Below are 19,624 nucleotides of genomic sequence, written 5' to 3'. Positions count from 1 at the left end.
TTTAGTTATGTAGCAGCAGGTCTAATTTTTGAGAATAGGTATCAAACCACTGCTGCCAGTATTTTGTTTCTTGTTTGGCTTTCAATCTAGCGATCGCGCGATCGTAGGTTGCAAACCAGTTATCCCAATAATTGGTAGTAGTCCGATCCGTTTGAAACGATTTAATCAAACTAGAGATTGTAGGAGTGCAACCGTTAGAGGTAGGACAGCCTGCCATACATTGAGCTACTCCATAATAGCCAACGCAGTCATTACATAGATTGGGGTCAATTGAGAATTTACCGCTGCTATTTTTGGAAATTGCTTCTGTGGGACAGTGGGGTAAGCATTTTTCGCAAGCGATACATTGGTCAGAGATAGCGTAAGTCATGGTCTTACTCCTGCTTAATTGCGTTCTGGATTGATGAGACTGGGAAAACAACCACTATCGGTATTCAAGTTAGTCTGACAGGGAGGTATCTCGTAATAGTCAGAACAATTAATACAGAGACTGTGTGTGGGAGAAATACTAGCTTGTTGTTGAACTAGCTTTCGACCGTCTTTAAACCAATAGCGATCGCTCGTTCGATTTTGGGAATCAATCATGGTTGTTGTCCTCGATTATTGGTTGTCGGTCATTGGTCCTTTATCATTCGTTATTCGGCGAGCGACTAGTCTGAGTTAGAAGTCTTGGTAGCAGTGCAATTTTCTGCCTTCTGCCTTCTGCCTCCTGCCTTGTAATGACCAATAACTAATGACTAGTGACAAACTTTTGGTAGTATTCCAAGGCAATTTTATCGATGGTGTCGTAACCTTGAACTGGTTCTACACCTGCATCTCTCAGCATTCCTTGAGGACAGTCGCCAATTTTTGAAGCGAGAACGGCTTTGCAATCTTTAATTGCACCAATGATATTATCTAGAGTTGCATCTTCGCCATAACCACCCTGACAATAATGGTCTACTTTGCGGTGTCCGACAAATTTAACGTCTACGCCATCAACTTCAAAGATTTGGAATTCTTTGGCGTGTCCGAAGTGCTGATTGACTACACCGCCGCCTTTAGTAGCTACTGCAACCAAGATTTTCTCGCCTCTCGATTGTTTTTTAGCCGCTCTTGCTGCTTTGGCAGCCTGCATGGCATCTTTAATCTGTTTGATACCTGCGTGAACTTCTTGGCGTTTTTCCAGGTCGTATTCGGGAGTCATTTCGAGGAATTTTTCTTTGGTAAATTCCTGAGAACGGTCTTCACCTAATAAACCTACCGCATCGGCACGACACTGACGGCAGTGGCGCATCATTTTCATGTTACCCGAACAACTATCTTGTAGTGCTTTTAATTCTTTCGGTGTAGGACCTCTCTGTCCTGTCAAACCAAAGTAAGTACCGTGTTCGGGTGCGGAAATTAAGGGCATTATATTATGTAAAAATGCACCTTTAGAACGAATCACTTCATCTACTTCTACTAAGTGTTCATCGTTGATTCCTGGAATCATTACCGAGTTGACTTTGCAGAGGATGTCGGCTTCTTGTAATGCCTGTAAGCCTTCCATCTGACGCTCGTGAAGTAACTGTGCTGCTTCTACTCCTTTCCAACGTTTGCGATTGTAGCGTACCCAAGGATAAATTTTGGTTCCTACTTCGGGGTCTACCATATTAATAGTAATGGTGACGTGATCGACATTGAGGTCTTTGATTTGCTGTACGTGGTCGGGAAGCATTAAACCGTTGGTGGATAAGCACAGTTTGATATCTGGTGCTTTATCGGCTATTAATTCAAAGGTACGGAAGGTTTGCTTGGGATTAGCTAGAGGATCGCCAGGTCCAGCAATACCTAAAACAGTCATTTGCGGAATTTTGCCCGCAATTACCAACACTTTGTGTGCTGCTTCTTCGGGAGTGAGTAGTTCGCTAACTACCCCAGGACGACTTTCGTTGGCACAGTCATATTTGCGATTGCAATAATTACACTGAATGTTACAAGCTGGTGCGACTGCTACGTGCATCCGTGCGTAATGGTGGTGTGCTTCTTCGCTGTAGCAGGGATGCTTTTCAATTCTTTCTTGAATCTTAGGGTCGATTTGTTGGGGAGTAGGTGAACTACATCCACAGCCTTTAGAAGATTTCTTTTCCTTGACCTTAGATTCTGGCGTAATAGTAGTGCTGGTAGTTGGTGACATTGAATTAAATTCCGCAAATAATAGGTGGATTGAGACAGAAATTAAATAAGACTGAATCGAACTCTAAATTTTTCTTACAAATTGACGATTTACTATCAGCAAAATCTAGATGTTCGAGATGTTATTGAAGTTATATCATCCGATTTTTGGCTGTATATAAAACTTGCACTCGGTTAGTTTTATTGAATTTATTAGGCTGTACTCAGAGTCTCAAAGCCCTGTTAGATAAAGAATAATTTTTTTTTATGGGTATTGGGTACTAGTATTTTGATGATGGGGGGTTAGTATTTATTTCTCAAGTCTCTGGTATTTGCTCTACTCGGCTTAAATCCTATTGCTGACTTGAGTTTCAAGCAATTATCGCTCTCTGTTTTTTAGGAGAAATTTTTATACTCAATCGATTCGTGAGGAGAGCGATCGCAGGCGACTAATGACTGATAATCCACAAACAAATTAATACAAGAATAACAAAAAATAGAGATTTTGTATCCAATTTTACTATTTTTATAGAAATAATTTTTAGCGATCGCTTGAATAGGGTAATAAGGGAGTAAAAAGTTAGGGAAATAAATAGGGTATTAATCACACCAAGGAACAGCCTATTTTGCCGATTATTTCATTGGTACAGTAAATCCCTACTATAAATGCGATCCAAAGGCTAGGCGTAAGCTTAATCGTACTGTTGCTAGATTCAACATTTCTGGGTAAGTACACTTATCCTTTATCTTGGACAATGCGAGATAATGCTCTGAAATTTGACATTCCAGGAGACAAAATTTTAGTTGAAGACCGTTCAAATCATTCAAAAGATGGTGTGATTGCCTCTTTGTTTGTATTGGAAGATAAATTTGGTATTCATACAATCAAAAATCTTTTGGTTGTTAGTATTCCCTGGCACTACAAAAGAGCAATGCTTACCCTCAAAACATATTATCCCCAATGGGTAAAATACATATGGTGTCCTGCCAACTACAAACAGCATCAGCCAGATAATTGGTGGAAATATTCAGAATCTCACAGCTATGTCATGAAAGAAATAACCAACCTCGTAAAATTTGTTCGTGAGGGACAGTTAATAGATATTGAAGTTGAAATGTGAAAGTCAAAGTAGAGAGATTACTCTTACTCAAAAAACACCTCCGCTCTCTGCCTCCTGCCTTTAAATGGCGTTGAAACAGCAATCGGACAATAAACAACGCCCGACGTATAATTCGATGAGACAAAATCCTATAATCTTTATCCCATAAGGGTTTAAAAAATTCCCATAAATACTTCACAGAGTAATTTCAAAAAGACTACTAAAAGTGTCCACTAATTATACGAGCAGTTTTTTGAGAGATAATTGATGGTTTTTGGTCGAATTATACGCTCAGTTAGACAAAACTAAACGTAGAATATCTCTTATACGTACAGTTTAAGAAAAAAATCTGGCTAAATAATTCTAGTTATACGTTCACCGTTGTTTTTTGTCCGTTTACTGTCGGATCGCCTAAATGACAAAAAATAAAAAACTGGAGTGGCTTKTCAGACCCCTCCAGAAGCGTCACGGAATTCAATTTCTGTTGCGGAATTCGGTTTTTGTCTCGAATCCGTATCTAAATTAACATTATTATTTTCCTGAGTTTGGTATTTGTTTGCGATCGCTTTGACAAAAAAGTAACAACAGCTACAAACCTTATATTGTCTGAGTTTTGTCTTAGTATCTTTAATTTTGTCAAACGTATACCTATTTTTTGCATCAAAATTTCGATCTATTTCTGATTCTGACTTGGTTAGAGAAAATATTGTTTTGAGTACGAAATACTAATACCTTTACTAAACAATACTAGAACCAGTTGGTGAAAATACCAGTAGCCATACCTAGAAAAAAAAATATAGATTGCTGAAACGTTTATCTACAGAGAGTTTTAGATCTATAAGTACAAATCAATAAATCTAATCAATCTAACCTTTGTCTATTGCCAAAACCATGATTTGGGGGGTTGGTATAAGAATTACATTGAATAAATTACAACAAGTTATTTAGTCATTCATCATTTGTTACTCACCAATACGAATTTTGAAAGACACAAAAAAGACCAGTGACTGACGATCCACCCTACTTCTCCCATCGGAACTATGCAACAGCCACTAACACTCAACAGAAAACTAGAGAGAATACAAAGCAAGTCGATTAAATTGTTGGCAAACATTCCCTGGCTAGCAAGCCTCTGGACAGATTTTGAGATTATTTTCGATCGCGACCCCGCTGCGAACAATTGGCTAGAGGTCTTAGTTTGTTACCCAGGCGTTCATGCCCTAGCATTACATCGATTAGCTAACTGGCTATGGCACAAACAAGTTCCCTTATTACCACGTCTTTTATCTCACTTGGGAAGATTTTTTACGGGAATTGAAATTCATCCTGGTGCAAGTGTTGGTAAAGGAGTATTTATCGATCACGGGATGGGAGTAGTAATAGGTGAAACTGCCATCGTCGGCGATTATTGTTTGATTTACCAAAACGTTACCCTGGGTGGAACTGGTAAACAGACAGGCAAACGCCATCCGACCCTCGGACAAAATGTTGTCGTCGGTACGGGTGCAAAAGTTTTAGGCAATATTAATATCGGTAATAACGTTCGAGTTGGTGCGGGATCGATCGTCTTGCGAGACGTACCCAATGATTGCACCGTAGTAGGAGTTCCAGGACGCATCGTTTCCCGTGCTGGACGTGGTTGCCCTCTAGAACATGGCAAACTACCCGATCCAGAAGCTAACATCATTCGTTCCTTACTCAGTCGCATCGAGAATTTGGAACAACAGATACAGAAATTAAACCACTACCAACCACAAAATCATGTATAAATTCACTTCTCCCGATACCATTGTCAGTCAGGTCGCTAAAATCGACCGTAGCGATCGCTGGAGCGTTCATCGTCGCCTGCAAGAACTAAATATTTCCTGCTGGTGTCCCCAAGATGGCACGCTCTGGGTAGAGATCGATCGCTGTATCGATGCCGTTTTGCTCCGCAGTACCGTACAACAATTCACTAGCACTCGCTATGAATTAACCGACTGGCTAGAGCGATGCTGGTCAACGCAAGTTTTATCCACAACTAATAATTAGGAACTCAAACTCATGACTCAAACATTAGTAGTTCAAGCTTTTGGTGAAGTTGCCAATAACCCTATTGGTCTAGACAAAGAGATCGTCATTCCCGTATGTGAAGGCTTGAATTTTGCCCTGGCGAGCTTTCAAGGTCTATATCTGCAATACCAAAAGCATCACTTTGTCGTTGAAGGTTCGGAATTTTATTCGATCCATCAATATTTTCAAGAAAGTTATGATGCCGTACAAGAACACGCTCACGATATAGGCGAACGCTTAAATGGCTTGGGAGGAACTCCTGCCGCCAGCTTTAGCAAGTTAGCCGAACTTTGCTGCTTTACACCAGAAGACGACGGCATTTTTGACTGTCGCCAAATGATCGAACACGACTTAGCAGCAGAACAAGCAATTATCGAGCTAATTCGCCGTCAGGCAGCACAGGCTGAGAGCGTAGGCGATCGCGCCACTCGTCATCTATACGAGCAGATTTTACTAGAAACTGAAGAAAGAGCATTTCATCTCGACCACTTCCTCGCTACCGACAGTCTAACTATAGCCTTTGTCGGTAATGGCAAGAAGTAGCTAGTCGCAGGAAGAAGTTTGAAGAAGTACACTTTTTTCAAACTTCTTCCCCACCATTAACCAAGGACAAATGGTCATGAAATTTAACTTAGAAGTCACGGAATTAGGACAGTTTTTACAAGACGAGTTGTCAGTATCCTCGGCGGAAATCACTCTAATAGTGCAAAAACATCGAGAATTAAACGCACCCATTCCCATGCTGCTCTGGCAATACGGTTTAGTGTCGCGATCGGGATTAGATCGCATCTTTGATTGGTTAGAAACTCGATAGTCGTTGACACATAAATTGCAACTTGAGGTTTAGATATGCTACCAATTCAAATTAACGATACGACTTTACGAGATGGCGAACAAGCAGCAGGAGTAGCTTTTACCACAGCCGAAAAAGTTATTTTTGCCACAATAATGGATGCTATTGGCGTACAAGAACTTGAGGTAGGTATACCTGCAATGGGTAGCACCGAAGCCGCAGCTATTACTCAAATGGTTAACCTGGGTTTGAAAACCCTACTGACTGGCTGGAATCGTGCCGTTCGTTCGGACATCGATGCTTCTCTAGCTTGTGGCTTATCAAGGGTGCATATATCCGTCCCCGTATCGGAAATCCAGATTGCGGTTAAGTTTCAAGGCAACTGTAAGCTAGTTTTCGATCGCCTGAGAGATACAATTGGTTACGCTCGCGATCGCGGTTTGTATATTTCTGTTGGTGGTGAAGACTCTTCCCGCGCCGATGAAAGCTTTTTGCTCGATGTGGCGTTAGCCGCTCAAGATTGGGGAGCATCCCGTTTTCGCTTTTGCGATACGGTAGGCATTCTCGATCCCCTGACTACCCATAGCAAAGTAAAGCGGTTAGTAAACAAGTTAGTCATTCCCGTAGAGATGCACACCCACAACGATTTAGGTATGGCAACCGCTAACGCCCTAGCGGGAATTAGAGCGGGAGCCAGTTCGGTCAATACTACCGTCAATGGTTTGGGTGAAAGAGCGGGCAATGCTGCTTTAGAAGAAGTAATCATGGCATTAAAACGCATCTATGGCATCAAGACGGGGATCGATACCACTAGATTTAGAGAAATCTCAGAATTTGTCGTCAAAGCCTCTGGCTGCGATGTCCCACCCTGGAAGGCGATTGTCGGTAAAAATGCCTTTGCACACGAGTCTGGTATACACGGACATGGAGTGCTGCAAAATCCTGCTACCTACGAACCTTTTACTCCTGAAGAAGTAGGACGCGAACGCCAGTTAGTAATTGGCAAACACTCTGGTAAACATCTCATTACTAACCTGTTAAAGCAATATGGCATCGCTCTAAGTCTAGAGGAAACGCGATCGCTTGTCGATGCCGTGCGCGATTTATCGGTCGAGTTAAAACGCAGTCTAACCCCAGATGAGTTATTGGGATTGATCCCCAACCATTAGACGTTTGTTGTTTGTCTGTAGCTCTTAATTACAAACGACAAGCGATCGACATCTACTAACTATTAACCACTATCCCCCGATCAAAAATCATGAAAGTAATGCTACACAAGAATGACCTCGGACATCTATCAGTTTATGTCCCCAAGAAAGATTTGGAAGAAGAAGTAGTAGAGCAAACCGCTACTCCAGAAGGCAAAGTTTTGACCTTGGCTAACGGTTGGCAGTTGTCTTTTAAAGATTTAGGAGAAGACACCAAGCTACCTCAAACTTTCAATGCTAGAAAGCTGTAAGTTTATTCCACGCTGTTTGTCGAGAATCGATTGATTCCGTAAATATTTATTATCTCAATACAATTAAGAGGAGAACAATCATGACTACACTAACTGGTTTGACTCAAGGCGGCTTAACCTGGGAACCCCAATTCGTCAAAGAAATTAACAAAGACACTTGCCTGGGTTGTGGTAGATGTTTTAAAGTCTGCGGACGTGGTGTTTTGATGCTACAGCCAATGAATGAATTTGGCGAATTTATCGATGAGGATGATGACGACGATATCGAACGCCAAGTAATGACCGTTGTTAATCCCGACAAATGTATCGGTTGTGAAGCTTGCGCTCGCATTTGCCCCAAAAAATGCCACACTCACGCACCAGCTTCTGTATGACTGAATACAGCAGTGCAAACAACACGGCTAGCTCGACAGAATACACCAAGGACAGCTACATTATCAAAAAATTGCCAATTATCTGTAGCTGTGCGACACAAATTTTTTATTCTCCTACTCCTGACTTTGAGTTTGATGTTCGATACGGTTACTCGTCAACCAAATTCACAGTTATTAGATAGTAAATATCTGCCTGAAATACCAGCAATTAGATAGCTTGAAAATCTTTATTGGGCTAAGGAGTTTGGAGTAGCAGCAACGATAAGCAAACAACTCTAAAGATCGAACCATGAAAGATTTAGAACGTATCCGAGAAGAAATTGTTACGCTCCTAGTCCTCATATTGACACTTTCTTTTACATCTAGCAATTTCACTCCAGAATCAGTTGAAGATAAATCTTTAGCTGGAAGATTGATATTCACAGAGGAGATGAATTGATAGTCTTTTGTCTTTCGTCCTTAGTAACTAATGACCAATGACTAATATAACCATATTCAATCATGCAAACTATTCAAGATCGGGTTTCTTGGTGTGATTTCGAACCAGAAATAAAACAATTATTGCTTTTAGCTAGCGAAAATTGGGAATATACGGGTTTGGCTGAAAGATATCTTAGAGAAGCCTTATTTAAAGCGGGAAATAACCTGGATGTTTTAGTTGGAGCGTATCGTTTCTTTTTCTACAAACATCAACCGACAACCGCGCTTTCAATTGCCCAACAAGTTATACAGAAAATTGCAACTATAGAAAACCTACCATTTGAGTGGTTGCAACTAAAATCAATTTTACGCGATCGCAAACTAGAACCAAATATTCGCCTCTACCTCAATGCCTATGCTGCTAAAGGACTAATTCTCGCACAGCTTGGCAAAATTGAGGAAGCTATAGAAATCAGCCAAAGAGTTAAAGAGATAGATGATAGCCGAGAATTTTGTTCTACTACCGTCTATGAAGTGATTACTAAATCTCCCGATGAAGACGAGTAATAGAAGGCAGGAGCGGCGAGAACCACAGAGCCTAACGGCTCAAAGTCGCTACGCGACGCTTGCGCGGGCGACACAAGGGCTTGAAGTAAATTCAAGCCACGCGCCCTTGCGAATGCGCTGTTCGGCGTGAGACGCAAGGGAACGCTCGCCAAGACAGGCAGAAGTTAACTACTAACTACTAACTACTAACACGACAAATGACCGATAACCAACGCCAGGAAGAATATTATAAACTAATCGATCGCCTACTTCGTTGTCCCAATGGCAAAGAGCCAGAGGTGTTAGATGCTAGTGCCGACTTGATTGATGAAAATTTCATCCGCACGATAATGCAAGTAGCTACCATCATGGCACACGAAGACAACCAAGAAGGCTCTAAATTTCTAATTTTTATCGCTCGTCAACTCGCCAGACAATTAGGTTTGTATCCAGAACTATCAACCGAAGCATAGAAGAACGATGACTATCACCAAAAGACTCAGCCAGTCTACAGAAGCTTGGCTTCAAAAAAGCGGCTACAGTTCTAAAAATTTAGATGGGACTAAAAATGGGGACACGGCTTTTATCGTTGCCAGCCGAGAAGGAGCGATTGATGTAGTGCGAGATTTGCTTGCCAACCAAGTAAACATTAACTTGAGAAATAATGACGGTAATAATGCTCTCTGGTTTGCCTGTTTTAAGAATAATTTCCCTCTCATACGCCTACTAATTAATGCGGGAATCAATCTCGACAATCAAAATGACAATGGCGTAACCGTGTTGATGTATGCCGCCTCCGCAGGCAAAACTGAGGCAGTAAAACTATTACTAGACGCAGGGGCAAATCCTCATCTCAGAAATCTGGATGACTTTAGCGCATTAGAGTTTTCTAGCACTATCAAAATTTTTAAATTACTACGTCAAGCTTCCTGAAGGTAGTTAAAGTAACTAACCACAAACTAATTTATCCATGATTCGAGAATTAGAAAAAGTAGGTAAAAATTTTCACGATGCTACTAAACATTCACCTTTATCGGTAATGCTCGATCCCAACTATGTAGATGCTTCGACTCAGCCTGCTGCTTTCAAAACATATCCTCATTTTTATCGTCGCTTTCCTCTAGATAAAACCGATCCCATACATAATTTTATTCGTCTGACTAGTGCGATTACTTTTACTAAAAAATATAAATACGATTCGTTTCAGTTAAGAGTCAATCCTTCGGCAGGAGCATTATATCCTACCGAAATTTACGTGCAAATTCGAGGCATTCCAGGTCTAATTGAGGGAATTTATCATTTAGAGGTAGCTACTAATTCACTGACTTTAATTTATGAATTAATTGACGATGGTTTAGAAAGCTATATTTTACCTAACTCCTTAGTCAAGGGGTTTATTTTTATAGTTAGTTGTGTTTATTATCGTTCCAGTTGGAAATATAAAAATAGAAGCCTACGCTATTGTTTTTTAGATAGCGGACATCATATCGGAGCGATCGCAGCAGCGGCTAATTTATATCAGCAAGATCTTCGAGTTTTATTCGATTTTGATAAAATTGCTTTGAACAAAGATTTAGGGTTGGAAAATAAAGAATTTGTTACTGCGGCAGTAATTTCTGGAAATCTTAAAGCAAAATCCGTTAGAAAGTTACGATCGCCTTTACCTTTTGTTGCTCCTACCGATTACTTTGAAACTAATTCTTTTATTGAAACAGGATATCAACATACAGTAGTTAATAAAAATATAGGAAATAATCGGGTAAAAAGTTCGCAATTAACTAAACTAAATTTTGATTTTGGTTGTAATAACAATACAATCAACAAATCGCCCCTAAATTTTCAGAGCGATAAATTTTTACAAACTATTTTAACCAGGCGATCGGCAAGAGCTTTTACAGGAAGTTCGATTTCTCAAGCTGAGTGGCAACAAATTTGGCACTATTTACAACAGCCATTAAATACTGTCAATAACGAGCAGATAACAATCTATTCAATCGTCAATTCTATTGAGGGCATAGAGTCTGGTTTATACCAAGGAAATCGACTACTCAAAAGTGGCGATAAGCGCGATCGCGCCCAGTATTTGTGTGTCAATCAAGCCATAGCCAAAACTAGTGCCGTCACTTTGTTTTTAACTGCTACCTATAACAACTACCAAACAGTTATGCAGTATGCTGGCTGGCTCGGACACAGGCTGTATTTAATTAGTAATTATTTAGGCATTGGCTGTAGTGGCATCGGAGCTTATTACGATGATGAAACTCAGAAATTCTTAGAAATTGATAAAGATATCCTCTATGCTCTGGCGATCGGTCGTTAAATAAGAAACAAGGAAACAATCACATCAATATTGTAAGGGCAATTCGCGTTGGCGTAAGCCTTCTTGTAAGAGTATCGCTCCTACTTACTAACTATTAACAAAATCATTATGAAAATTGCCAATAATATTACCGAACTTGTTGGAAAAACTCCCTTAGTACGTCTAAATTCAATTCCCTTTGCCGAAGGTTGTCTGGCGCAAATTGTCGTCAAATTAGAAAGCATGAATCCCGCAGCTTCGGTAAAAGATCGCATTGGAGTCAATATGATTAATGCTGCCGAAAAAGCAGGTTTGATTACACCAGGCAAAACAGTACTGATCGAACCCACTTCTGGCAATACGGGGATCGCACTAGCTATGGCGGCAGCGGCTAAAGGCTATAAAATCATTTTGACCATGCCCGAAAGTATGAGTCAAGAACGGAGGACAATGTTAAAAGCCTATGGCGCGCAGTTGGAACTGACTCCCGCCAGCGGTGGCATGAAAGGCGCGATCGCCCGTGCGGAAGAACTAGCAGCCACCATACCCGATGCGTTTATGCCCCAGCAGTTTAATAATCCCGCTAACCCTGAAATACATAGGCTTACCACTGCCGAAGAAATTTGGTCGGACACCAACGGCGAGATAGATATCTTAATTGCTGGTGTCGGTACTGGAGGAACCCTTACAGGTGTTGCCGAAGTTATCAAACAGCGCAAAAGTGAATTTAAGGCGATCGCTGTCGAACCTACCGATAGTGCCGTGCTTTCGGGTAGCAGTCCTGGAAGTCACAAAATTCAAGGTATCGGTGCGGGTTTTGTCCCAAATGTTCTAAATGTCGAAGCGATCGACGAAATTATTACCGTTACTAACGACGAAGCCTTTAGCTATGGTCGTCGTTTGGCAAAAGAAGAAGGAATACTGTCAGGAATTTCTTCGGGTGCGGCACTAGCAGCAGCGATTAAAGTGGGCAAAAGACCCGAAAATGCAGGCAAGTTAATCGTGATGATTCAGCCTAGCTTTGGCGAACGCTATCTAAGCACGCCTCTATTCCAGGATTTAGAAGAAGAAAAAACGTTAGTTGTTAGCGGTTAGTTTAATAAAAGGCAGGGAGCAAAAGATAGTTGTTACTAGGCTTTAATTTGCAACAAACAACCAAGGACAAACTCATGAACACGACAACAGCACAACAAGCGGCGTATCGAATAGAAGGAGAATTTTTGGGTTTTCTGGCATACAAATACATTCAACTAAAGGTAGAGGAGCGAATTATTCCCATAAAATTAGCCAAAGAATTGAGGGAACCTTTGGGTAGAGAATTAAAAGAGGGAGATCGCTTGTCGGTATACTTAGAGCCATCTGGTTCGGGACTGAAAAGTTTTAAGTTAAGAAGCGATCGCGTAGAAAAACTCGATGGTAAGCCTCTATCTTCAGTCACTGAATCTCCTACCGCCCAACAAATTCAAACGGGAAAAGTTCTGGTATGTCGTAAGTCCAGTTGTGCCAAACGTGGTGGCAAGCAACTCTATCACGCTTTGGTAGAAACCCTCGAACAGCTAGGCTTACAAGAGCGAGTAACTATCCAACTTACAGACTGTCAGAAGCAGTGCAAACAAGCCCCTAGCATGATTTTGATGCCTGGTAGAGTCAAACACGCTTATGTCAATCCCAATAACCTTGCTTCCCTGCTAAAAGCTCATTATGGTTAAATCGTTCTTGATGTTTTGTACTTTGCCTTTCTATGTAAGGGCGAACGGCGGTTCGCCCTTACCAACCACAAACTATTAAGCAAGACAATGACACGAATCAATTTTTACGAAAAACCAAGCTGCATTAACAATACCAAGCAGAAAGCACTACTACAGTCTGTGGGACATGAAGTAATCGCTTACAATTTATTGACCACGCCTTGGACGGCTGTTACTCTGCGTCCTTTTTTTAGCGATCGCCCGACAGCAGAATGGTTTAAGAAGACGGCACCTCAAATTAAATCGGGTGAAGTAGTTCCCGAAAATTTAGACGAAGAAACAGCACTAGAGTTGATGATTCAATATCCCCTACTGATTCGCCGTCCTCTCATTCAGGTAGGAAATGTCTGCCAAACAGGGTTCGATCTCGATCGAATTGATGCCTGGATTGGTTTGGCAACTCAGAAGTCCGTCGAGAATTTAGAAACCTGTCCTAGAACACATTGAAAACTTCCTTACATCACTCTAATTCTAATTCCAATATTTTCTGCAACTTCAGGCGATCGCCTGGTTTGGCGGCAAAACGACTATTTTCTATATCTCGAATCCAGCTTTGACTTTTTCCAAGCTGCTGTGCCAGTTTTCTCTGGCTGATACCCAGATTTTTTCGGGCGATCGAAATCTGTTTGCCACTTAGATGAGCTAAAGTTTTAGTAGAATTTTTGCTGCGGGATTTGGTTTTTCGTTGTTTTTTGTTCTCCCATCGGGATAACTGCTTGTCCCATTCTGAAGGTAATTCAAACTTAAGAATACGGGCTTTCATCAATAAATTCCATTTTCCAGCAGGAGCCGAATCGGTTATGCTAGTTTCATTGCAGCCATCGTTAATCCAAAAATCCATTGCTTCTTCAGCATCATCTGGAATAGCGGCTAGTTTCGCCCATAAAGGCTGAATTTGAGTTGGGTAGGTTACTGGGTCGAATACTGGTTTAATTTGATAGTGATTGAGAACTTCTAAATCGCTTTCAAACCTGCGTAACAGTCGCTTGCGTTTTTCCCGATTATAAGAAGCATGTCTGACTTGTTCTTCTCCATATGCTACATACATCAACCTTGGAACCGTTACCCGCTGTTCTCTCCCCATTTTAGTTTTAAACAGCAACCACAGCATCATTCTTACCGTTCCTTCGTGTTGATGCCAAATAGTCATTACCGTAGTCAACAAAAACCTGGGCAAAGTACCGTATTGATAATAAGCAGCATAGTTTTTATAGCCATGTTTGTTAAGAAAATACTGTGCCCACTTCCCTGCTCTAATTCTAAAAGTCATGCCGACAAGATGTTTGTAGCCTTGGTCGTCTTCTTGAAAGTGGTTGTCAATCGATACTAGGTGCCAAATACGGTCTTCTGGTACGGAAAAAGCGGCAATCTTACCTTGACGGGGCCAATTTATGGTAGCTAAAAGTTTACAGGGTTGCTGGACTAAGGTTTTGATTAGAGTCAGTTTTGCGGCTTTACTTAAATCTTTGCGTTTGTCTAAGCCCAAATATGTTTCTAGTTGCTTATTATCAATGGCGAACTCTTCTTCCCACGGTCGTTCTGAGAAAGTAGAATAAGCAGCGAAAATAAGATGCATACATGCAGCGCGGATATCCATATCTTCTATAGTCTCAACAGCTTCTTTGCTGCTCAAAGCATAGTTGGGATCGCTGTTAATATTATCAGCCAGACAGAACTCTATCTTACCTCTACCCTGCTTCACCTGACGCTCAAAACAAACCTTGCCCTGACTATTAGTTTGCCAGGGAACGACAGAGCCTTTTGCCAAAATATTACAAGCTTCCCAAATTACCATCGATGAGGCGATGGGATTATTGTGACCGTTAGCAAAAAGGTGATGGGTAGTTAAAACTCGCGGTTCGGCTTTATATCTTCCTTTTTTTGCAGGTAAGGGAACGGGTAAGCTAACTGGGCAACTTTTAACACATAAAGGTTTAAAATCGTTGTCTTCACAATGATTACAGAGACCAGGTTCTACCCAATGCTCGTTATTTTTATCTACTTGAATTGCACCCGTTGGACATTCAGGTAAGCAAATACCACAATGGACACAAGTGTTAGGAATCGTGTAAGCCATAGCAAGTTTTCTTTGTTAGTTATTTATTTATTACTAAAAAATCGTGCAAAAATTGCATATTTATTATTTTTAAATAGCAAAAGTACCCGACATAACCTCCAATTGCTGTCGAACAACACTGGCATCAAAATGATGTCAAACATATAAAACAAACTTAATTGATATTATCAATACCTGTTCATCTGGAAGCTGACATCAATAGAGCATTTATTTAATATTTTTTGATTTTCTAAATATTGCTACAGTAAGATTTATCAAACTGTTCATTTTGATAATTTTTACATTAGTTTGAATATTTTTTAACTTTTCTTAATGCTTGCTAGAGATAGGCTGTGCTTTTCCGAAATATTAATTTAGTAATAAAACACAATACAATATATAAATAAAGAAAGATTTTACTTTAAAAAAAAGCTTTTTTTAAAGTAAAATCTTAGATTTTTAAAATAAAAATTATAAACAATAATATATCTAAATAAAATTCATAAAATTAGCGTTTTTGTAAGTTTGGGTGTTTTTTACAGCCTTCACACAGTTTTTCGCTATCTGGACTCCATTCTCTTATCAACTGTCTAACTACATCATTCATAGATAATTGAATTTCTTCACAGTAAATTTTGAGTTTAAGATATTCTGCTTCTGTTAGTCTCAAACTAAATCTTTTCATGACACTAAAATAACATCAACTTGACGTTAGCGAAACTTATAAAGCTCGATGAATTTAGTAGTTGACACCATTTTGACACCAATTTGATGCCAATACTTTTCCTAATATTTTCGATTTCCACTATTTATATCATTAAGATTTAAATGGACTAAAAGCTGTCAAGCGTATTTGTATTTATTATTGTTTATTAGCAATGTACTCAAATACCACAAATATTAGTTAGTAATGCAGAACAAATGTAGTCGGTGTAAGGAGACGAGTATTTCTGGGCTAGAACATGGGTATTCTCTACTAAAGTGATGAGTATTTACAGCAATTCTCTATTGCATCTGCCACCCGATAGAAAACGTACGAAAGTATCGAGTAACAAAGCTCTGGGCTTTCATCAATTCTCGTACGAGTTGAATTTGTACTCAACCAAGACCCCACTAATGTCTGAAAGTTACATTTTTGCAGTGACTTAACAATGACTAAAGAATATCCGTTTAGCCCAATCTATAAGCTTTCGGTGTAATACCAGTAATTTGTCGAAACTGTTTGCTCAAATGGCTATGACTGCTAAAACCGCACTCCAAAGCAATATCGATAATCAAGCGATCTGTTTTTTTCAATAATTCTTTTGCTCGTTCTACTCGTTGCTGGCTTAAATATTGATGGGGTGTCATCCCGATTGATTGTTTAAAAAGACGGCTAAAGTGAAATGGACTCATGCCTAGTAGTTGAGCCAAATCTGCCAGTTTAATATTTCGATCTAAGTAAGCATCGATGTAATCTAGCACCTGACCTAATTGGCGCGGAGAGAAACCGCCTTTGTAGATAGGAAATTGAGGTTTACTAGCAGTGTGGTTACGAAGTAAGTTTACTGCCAAAACATTCGTTAGAGAATCGAGATAAAGTCCATTATCAAAATGGTCTTGTTGATGTTCGGTAAACAACATCATGGCGATCGCTTCGAGTCGAGCATCGCGAATCTGAAACCCTGGTATTAATTCCAAACGGTCTGAATCTCGGTCTAAGGTTTCTTGTGCAATACTTTGAAGAAACTTGGTGGTAAGTTGAATCTGCAAACAATCTTCGTTACCCGACCAGCGAACAAATAAAGGAGTATTGGCAGGAGTAATTAAAATCTCTCCTCTTTGATACAAACCCGTATGAGTTTTGCCATCTTGAACCTGCACGTATTCAATCGGACGGGGAGCAAGAGATATAAAAACTGTATGTTCCCCTTCAAAACAGCAACTACCTTCCCCAGCAGGATTTTGTAAGTGTTGGAGTATTATATTTTTTTGACGGGGAGTAGTTAATTCAGAAAACTGGGACGAGCTAGTTTCCGACCATTGGTTAGCTGAATTTACCATAGTTTTAGTCCAGTATTTCTAGTTTCAACGTTATTTAACTGATATCACAAATTTAAAACCCGATCGCAAGATTATGACAGTCTGACAAAAATTTGATAGTTGAGATTTTTGAGTCGCCCTAAGCTAAAGGTGTTCGAGTTTAGGAGACAAGATCGTGAAATTAGTAATTTTTGGTTCGACAGGAAGTATTGGCTCTCACGTTGTAGAACAAGCATTAGAACAAGGACATACCGTTACAGCATTTGTCCGTAACCCCGATAAGTTAAACGTGCAGCATCCGAATCTCAGTATTTTTACAGGGGATGTAATGAATCCTGATTTGGTAGAAGAAGCAGTAGTCGGTCATGAAGCTGCCATTTGTATTCTAGGATCGGGTAAAAAGCTCTCTGGAAACGTGCGATCGCAGGGTACAAAAAACATTATTCAAGCATTAGAAAAAGCAGGAATCAAAAGATTTATTTGTCAGTCAACTCTGGGTGCGGGGGATAGCTGGAGCAATCTCAATTTCTACTGGAAATATATTATGTTCGGCTTTATCTTACGCAAAGTATTTGCCGACCATCAAATACAGGAGGAATACGTCCGCCATAGTAATCTTGACTGGACTATTATTCGCCCAGGAGCGTTTATCGAAGGGACTCGCACGGGTAAATATCGTCATGGTTTTCCAGGGAGCGATCGCACCTCCAACTTAACTATCTCTCGTCCAGATGTAGCTGATTTTATTCTCAAACAGCTTGGCGACAATACCTATTTGGGTAAAGCTGCTAGCTTATCTTACTAGAAATATTTTTAAAGAATAAGAAGTAAAGACATAATGACTATTGTAGAAAATTTGCGTCTACCGTTAATTTTGTTAGCAACTGTTGGCAGTGCTGTGAGTGGAGGAATCTTCTTTGCTTTTTCAACTTTTGTCATGCAAGCTTTAGCCAAGCAACCAGCATCTCAGGGCATCGCTACCATGCAATCGATTAATATTACTGTTATCAATCCCTGGTTCATGACAGCATTTTTCGCCCCTGCTGTAGCTGGAATTTTGTTATCTGTTTCTCTGCTATTCCAGTGGCAGCCTTCCATTGCTGCATATTTACTTACTGCTAACATACTCTATCTAATTGGCACAATTGGCGTAACTATTGTGGGAAATATACCTCTGAATGATGCTTTGGCAGTAGTTACTCCGAATAGTATCAAGGGTTCTACTCTCTGGTCGAAATATCTCACCAATTGGACATTTTGGAATCATGTTAGGTCAGCAGCAGCGTTATTGGCAGCAATTTTATTTGCTATGGCTATAATTCGTTCGGGATTAACAACTTGAACTATCGTTTATCTCTTAAAATGAAAGAATTCTAAATGGTAATTCCCTTAAGGTAGCGTTGAATTACCATTTTTTGTTGCTTGGAATTGAGTCGATTTTTTTGAATTAGAGAGTCCAAAGCAATATCATTTACCAGAGCTAAGATTTTCTTTTAACCTTTGAGCTATAGGCATTCTTTCAGTCATTAATTCCGTGAGATTGTAAAGAAATTTTTCATTCTGCTTGAACTTCACGCTACGTCACCCCCTATCTTAAAGGTACAGCGACAGAAGAAACGAAAACATCATGTACAGTATTGGAGAATATGCACGAATCGCTCAAGTTTCTAAGCGATTGCTGCGTTACTACGATGAAATTGGTTTGTTTCAACCCGTTAAAATCGATCGCGCTAGCGGACATCGTTACTATAGCGCAAGTCAACTGTCAGAACTCAATCGCATTTTGGCATTAAAAGATCTGGGAATCTCGTTAAATCAGATTCAAAGGTTTGTCCGCGATGATATTTCTCCAACGGAAATACAGGGGATGTTATCACTTAAAAAAGTAGAGTTAGAACAGCAGGTATTAGGAGAACTGCAACGCATTCGTACTATTGAATCCCGCCTCAAGCAAATCCAAGATCGCGATAGTTTAGTAAAAGATGCGATCGTCAAAGAAGTTCCTCAACAAAGACTGATCGGACTACGCAAAGTGTTACCAACCGATGATTCAGCAGAAGAACTTTTTGGGTCTTTGATTCATGCTCTTCCTGGCGACAATAATAGCGCCTATGGAGCGATGACCATTGTTGTACATGGGGATGGCATAACGAGCGATTGCACCGATCTCGAAGTGGGACGGTTGCTACATAAAACTAATCATGCTCCTCCAAAGCCATTCGTTACTTTTATGGCGCATTCGATATTCAAAGGTGTAGACCTCTCTCCCCTCGAAGCTACGAAGTCTTTCTATATGATCGCCAAAGCGAGCCAAATCTTCGGAATGTATTACTTATGTCACAAAGTTGGCTCCCATATACGATATTTCCTGTACGGTGTAACCTAGCAGAGCGTAGATCTGAGAACTAATATAGGTGTTTTGCCCCACGATTACATCGTAGCGATCAGGATTTTTGAATTGCCAACTTACATTTTCACGGACAGGACCCATAAGTTTAATGTCATGCTTTTGTTTACTCTCCACTAATAAAGTCCCATCAACATAATCAGCATCAACTAGATGTTTTTGGGGTAATAATTCTTTCTCAGCCAAAGATTGATAAATCAATTCAGTTAAAA

The 19,624-nt window shown here is 40.1% G+C and carries 25 protein-coding genes and 1 pseudogene; 19 read left to right on the top strand and 7 right to left on the bottom strand.

The genetic code is table 11. The features are described from left to right. Window position 1: 1 nt before the first annotated feature. The 3 genes from KV40_RS30510 to nifB all read right to left on the bottom strand — a co-directional run bounded on the left by KV40_RS30510 (window position 2) and on the right by nifB (window position 2,158). A complete protein-coding gene (locus KV40_RS30510; RefSeq protein ID WP_036489255.1) occupies window positions 2-370 on the bottom strand; it encodes a 4Fe-4S binding protein in 369 nt (122 codons plus the stop codon). Window positions 371-384: 14 nt separating this feature from the next. Further along, window positions 385-585 carry a hypothetical protein gene (locus KV40_RS30505; protein ID WP_036489254.1) on the bottom strand — a complete coding sequence of 67 codons (201 nt, stop codon included), beginning with the start codon at window positions 583-585 and terminating at the stop codon, window positions 385-387. Window positions 586-730: 145 nt separating this feature from the next. Beyond that, window positions 731-2,158: a nitrogenase cofactor biosynthesis protein NifB gene (gene nifB / locus KV40_RS30500; protein WP_036489253.1), complete on the bottom strand. Its 1,428-nt coding sequence runs from the start codon at window positions 2,156-2,158 to the stop codon at window positions 731-733. A 682-nt stretch (window positions 2,159-2,840) separates the two neighbouring features. Between nifB and KV40_RS32850 the strand changes: the two genes are divergently transcribed. From KV40_RS32850 to KV40_RS30425, 16 genes are all read left to right on the top strand, one after another. After that, the gene (locus tag KV40_RS32850; protein WP_156114265.1) at window positions 2,841-3,257 is read left to right on the top strand and encodes an ElyC/SanA/YdcF family protein; all 417 of its coding nucleotides are present in this window, start codon (window positions 2,841-2,843) and stop codon (window positions 3,255-3,257) included. A gap of 1,019 nt (window positions 3,258-4,276) precedes the next feature. Next, window positions 4,277-5,005 (top strand): serine O-acetyltransferase, encoded by a 729-nt coding sequence (cysE, locus tag KV40_RS30490; RefSeq protein WP_036489251.1) that lies wholly within the window; start codon window positions 4,277-4,279, stop codon window positions 5,003-5,005. Further along, the gene (locus tag KV40_RS30485; protein ID WP_036489249.1) at window positions 4,998-5,267 is read left to right on the top strand and encodes an Asr1405/Asl0597 family protein; all 270 of its coding nucleotides are present in this window, start codon (window positions 4,998-5,000) and stop codon (window positions 5,265-5,267) included. The genes cysE and KV40_RS30485 overlap by 8 nt, the downstream gene beginning before the upstream one ends. A gap of 12 nt (window positions 5,268-5,279) precedes the next feature. Then, on the top strand, window positions 5,280-5,831 hold the full coding sequence (locus KV40_RS30480; RefSeq protein ID WP_036489247.1) for a Dps family protein: 552 nt from the start codon (window positions 5,280-5,282) through the stop codon (window positions 5,829-5,831). Window positions 5,832-5,907: 76 nt separating this feature from the next. Further along, the gene (locus tag KV40_RS30475; RefSeq protein WP_036489245.1) at window positions 5,908-6,102 is read left to right on the top strand and encodes a DUF2949 domain-containing protein; all 195 of its coding nucleotides are present in this window, start codon (window positions 5,908-5,910) and stop codon (window positions 6,100-6,102) included. A gap of 35 nt (window positions 6,103-6,137) precedes the next feature. Then, window positions 6,138-7,250 (top strand): homocitrate synthase, encoded by a 1,113-nt coding sequence (gene nifV / locus KV40_RS30470; RefSeq protein ID WP_036489242.1) that lies wholly within the window; start codon window positions 6,138-6,140, stop codon window positions 7,248-7,250. An 89-nt stretch (window positions 7,251-7,339) separates the two neighbouring features. Then, window positions 7,340-7,540 (top strand): putative nitrogen fixation protein NifT, encoded by a 201-nt coding sequence (gene nifT / locus KV40_RS30465; RefSeq protein WP_036489239.1) that lies wholly within the window; start codon window positions 7,340-7,342, stop codon window positions 7,538-7,540. A gap of 80 nt (window positions 7,541-7,620) precedes the next feature. Beyond that, a complete protein-coding gene (gene fdxB, locus KV40_RS30460; RefSeq protein WP_036489236.1) occupies window positions 7,621-7,914 on the top strand; it encodes a ferredoxin III, nif-specific in 294 nt (97 codons plus the stop codon). Next, complete coding sequence (locus tag KV40_RS35470) at window positions 7,911-8,096, top strand: hypothetical protein (RefSeq protein ID WP_156114264.1); 186 nt, start codon at window positions 7,911-7,913, stop codon at window positions 8,094-8,096. Before fdxB ends, KV40_RS35470 begins: the two co-directional genes overlap by 4 nt. 319 nt (window positions 8,097-8,415) lie before the next feature. Beyond that, window positions 8,416-8,901 carry a hypothetical protein gene (locus tag KV40_RS30455; RefSeq protein ID WP_036489233.1) on the top strand — a complete coding sequence of 162 codons (486 nt, stop codon included), beginning with the start codon at window positions 8,416-8,418 and terminating at the stop codon, window positions 8,899-8,901. A gap of 197 nt (window positions 8,902-9,098) precedes the next feature. Next, on the top strand, window positions 9,099-9,353 hold the full coding sequence (locus KV40_RS30450) for a hypothetical protein (protein WP_036489230.1): 255 nt from the start codon (window positions 9,099-9,101) through the stop codon (window positions 9,351-9,353). 7 nt (window positions 9,354-9,360) lie between these two features. Beyond that, the gene (locus KV40_RS30445; protein WP_036489227.1) at window positions 9,361-9,813 is read left to right on the top strand and encodes an ankyrin repeat domain-containing protein; all 453 of its coding nucleotides are present in this window, start codon (window positions 9,361-9,363) and stop codon (window positions 9,811-9,813) included. Between the two features lie 37 nt (window positions 9,814-9,850). Further along, window positions 9,851-11,200 carry a nitroreductase family protein gene (locus KV40_RS30440; protein WP_156114263.1) on the top strand — a complete coding sequence of 450 codons (1,350 nt, stop codon included), beginning with the start codon at window positions 9,851-9,853 and terminating at the stop codon, window positions 11,198-11,200. Between the two features lie 108 nt (window positions 11,201-11,308). Further along, window positions 11,309-12,274 (top strand): cysteine synthase A, encoded by a 966-nt coding sequence (gene cysK / locus KV40_RS30435; RefSeq protein ID WP_036489224.1) that lies wholly within the window; start codon window positions 11,309-11,311, stop codon window positions 12,272-12,274. Window positions 12,275-12,348: 74 nt separating this feature from the next. Further along, window positions 12,349-12,888 (top strand): (2Fe-2S) ferredoxin domain-containing protein, encoded by a 540-nt coding sequence (locus KV40_RS30430; RefSeq protein WP_036489221.1) that lies wholly within the window; start codon window positions 12,349-12,351, stop codon window positions 12,886-12,888. An 87-nt stretch (window positions 12,889-12,975) separates the two neighbouring features. Continuing rightward, window positions 12,976-13,374 carry an ArsC/Spx/MgsR family protein gene (locus KV40_RS30425; RefSeq protein ID WP_036489218.1) on the top strand — a complete coding sequence of 133 codons (399 nt, stop codon included), beginning with the start codon at window positions 12,976-12,978 and terminating at the stop codon, window positions 13,372-13,374. Window positions 13,375-13,387: 13 nt separating this feature from the next. Here the strand turns inward: KV40_RS30425 and KV40_RS30420 are convergent, their stop codons facing one another. The 3 genes from KV40_RS30420 to KV40_RS30410 form a co-directional block, all read right to left on the bottom strand. After that, window positions 13,388-15,004, bottom strand: a complete 1,617-nt coding sequence (locus KV40_RS30420) for a helix-turn-helix domain-containing protein (protein ID WP_036489214.1) — start codon at window positions 15,002-15,004, stop codon at window positions 13,388-13,390. 487 nt (window positions 15,005-15,491) lie between these two features. Next, window positions 15,492-15,668 carry a hypothetical protein gene (locus KV40_RS30415; protein ID WP_052056124.1) on the bottom strand — a complete coding sequence of 59 codons (177 nt, stop codon included), beginning with the start codon at window positions 15,666-15,668 and terminating at the stop codon, window positions 15,492-15,494. A 485-nt stretch (window positions 15,669-16,153) separates the two neighbouring features. Next, entirely contained in the window at window positions 16,154-17,026 is an 873-nt protein-coding gene (locus tag KV40_RS30410; protein WP_081942973.1) for an AraC family transcriptional regulator, read from the bottom strand. Window positions 17,027-17,180: 154 nt separating this feature from the next. Here KV40_RS30410 and KV40_RS30405 point away from each other — a divergent pair, with 154 nt between their 5' ends. The 3 genes and pseudogenes from KV40_RS30405 to KV40_RS37525 all read left to right on the top strand — a co-directional run. Continuing rightward, window positions 17,181-17,810 (top strand): NAD(P)-dependent oxidoreductase, encoded by a 630-nt coding sequence (locus KV40_RS30405; protein ID WP_036489211.1) that lies wholly within the window; start codon window positions 17,181-17,183, stop codon window positions 17,808-17,810. A 33-nt stretch (window positions 17,811-17,843) separates the two neighbouring features. Beyond that, the gene (locus KV40_RS30400; protein ID WP_036489208.1) at window positions 17,844-18,347 is read left to right on the top strand and encodes a DUF1772 domain-containing protein; all 504 of its coding nucleotides are present in this window, start codon (window positions 17,844-17,846) and stop codon (window positions 18,345-18,347) included. 285 nt (window positions 18,348-18,632) lie between these two features. After that, window positions 18,633-18,782 (top strand): annotated as a pseudogene (locus tag KV40_RS37525) (MerR family transcriptional regulator); the annotation flags it as partial. Between the two features lie 408 nt (window positions 18,783-19,190). Here KV40_RS37525 and KV40_RS37520 read toward each other — a convergent pair. After that, entirely contained in the window at window positions 19,191-19,319 is a 129-nt protein-coding gene (locus KV40_RS37520; RefSeq protein ID WP_371260860.1) for a hypothetical protein, read from the bottom strand. Window positions 19,320-19,624: the final 305 nt, after the last annotated feature.

This window comes from Myxosarcina sp. GI1, from assembly GCF_000756305.1.
Classification (GTDB): domain Bacteria; phylum Cyanobacteriota; class Cyanobacteriia; order Cyanobacteriales; family Xenococcaceae; genus Myxosarcina.
This window is presented reverse-complemented; position numbering and strand designations above follow the sequence as displayed.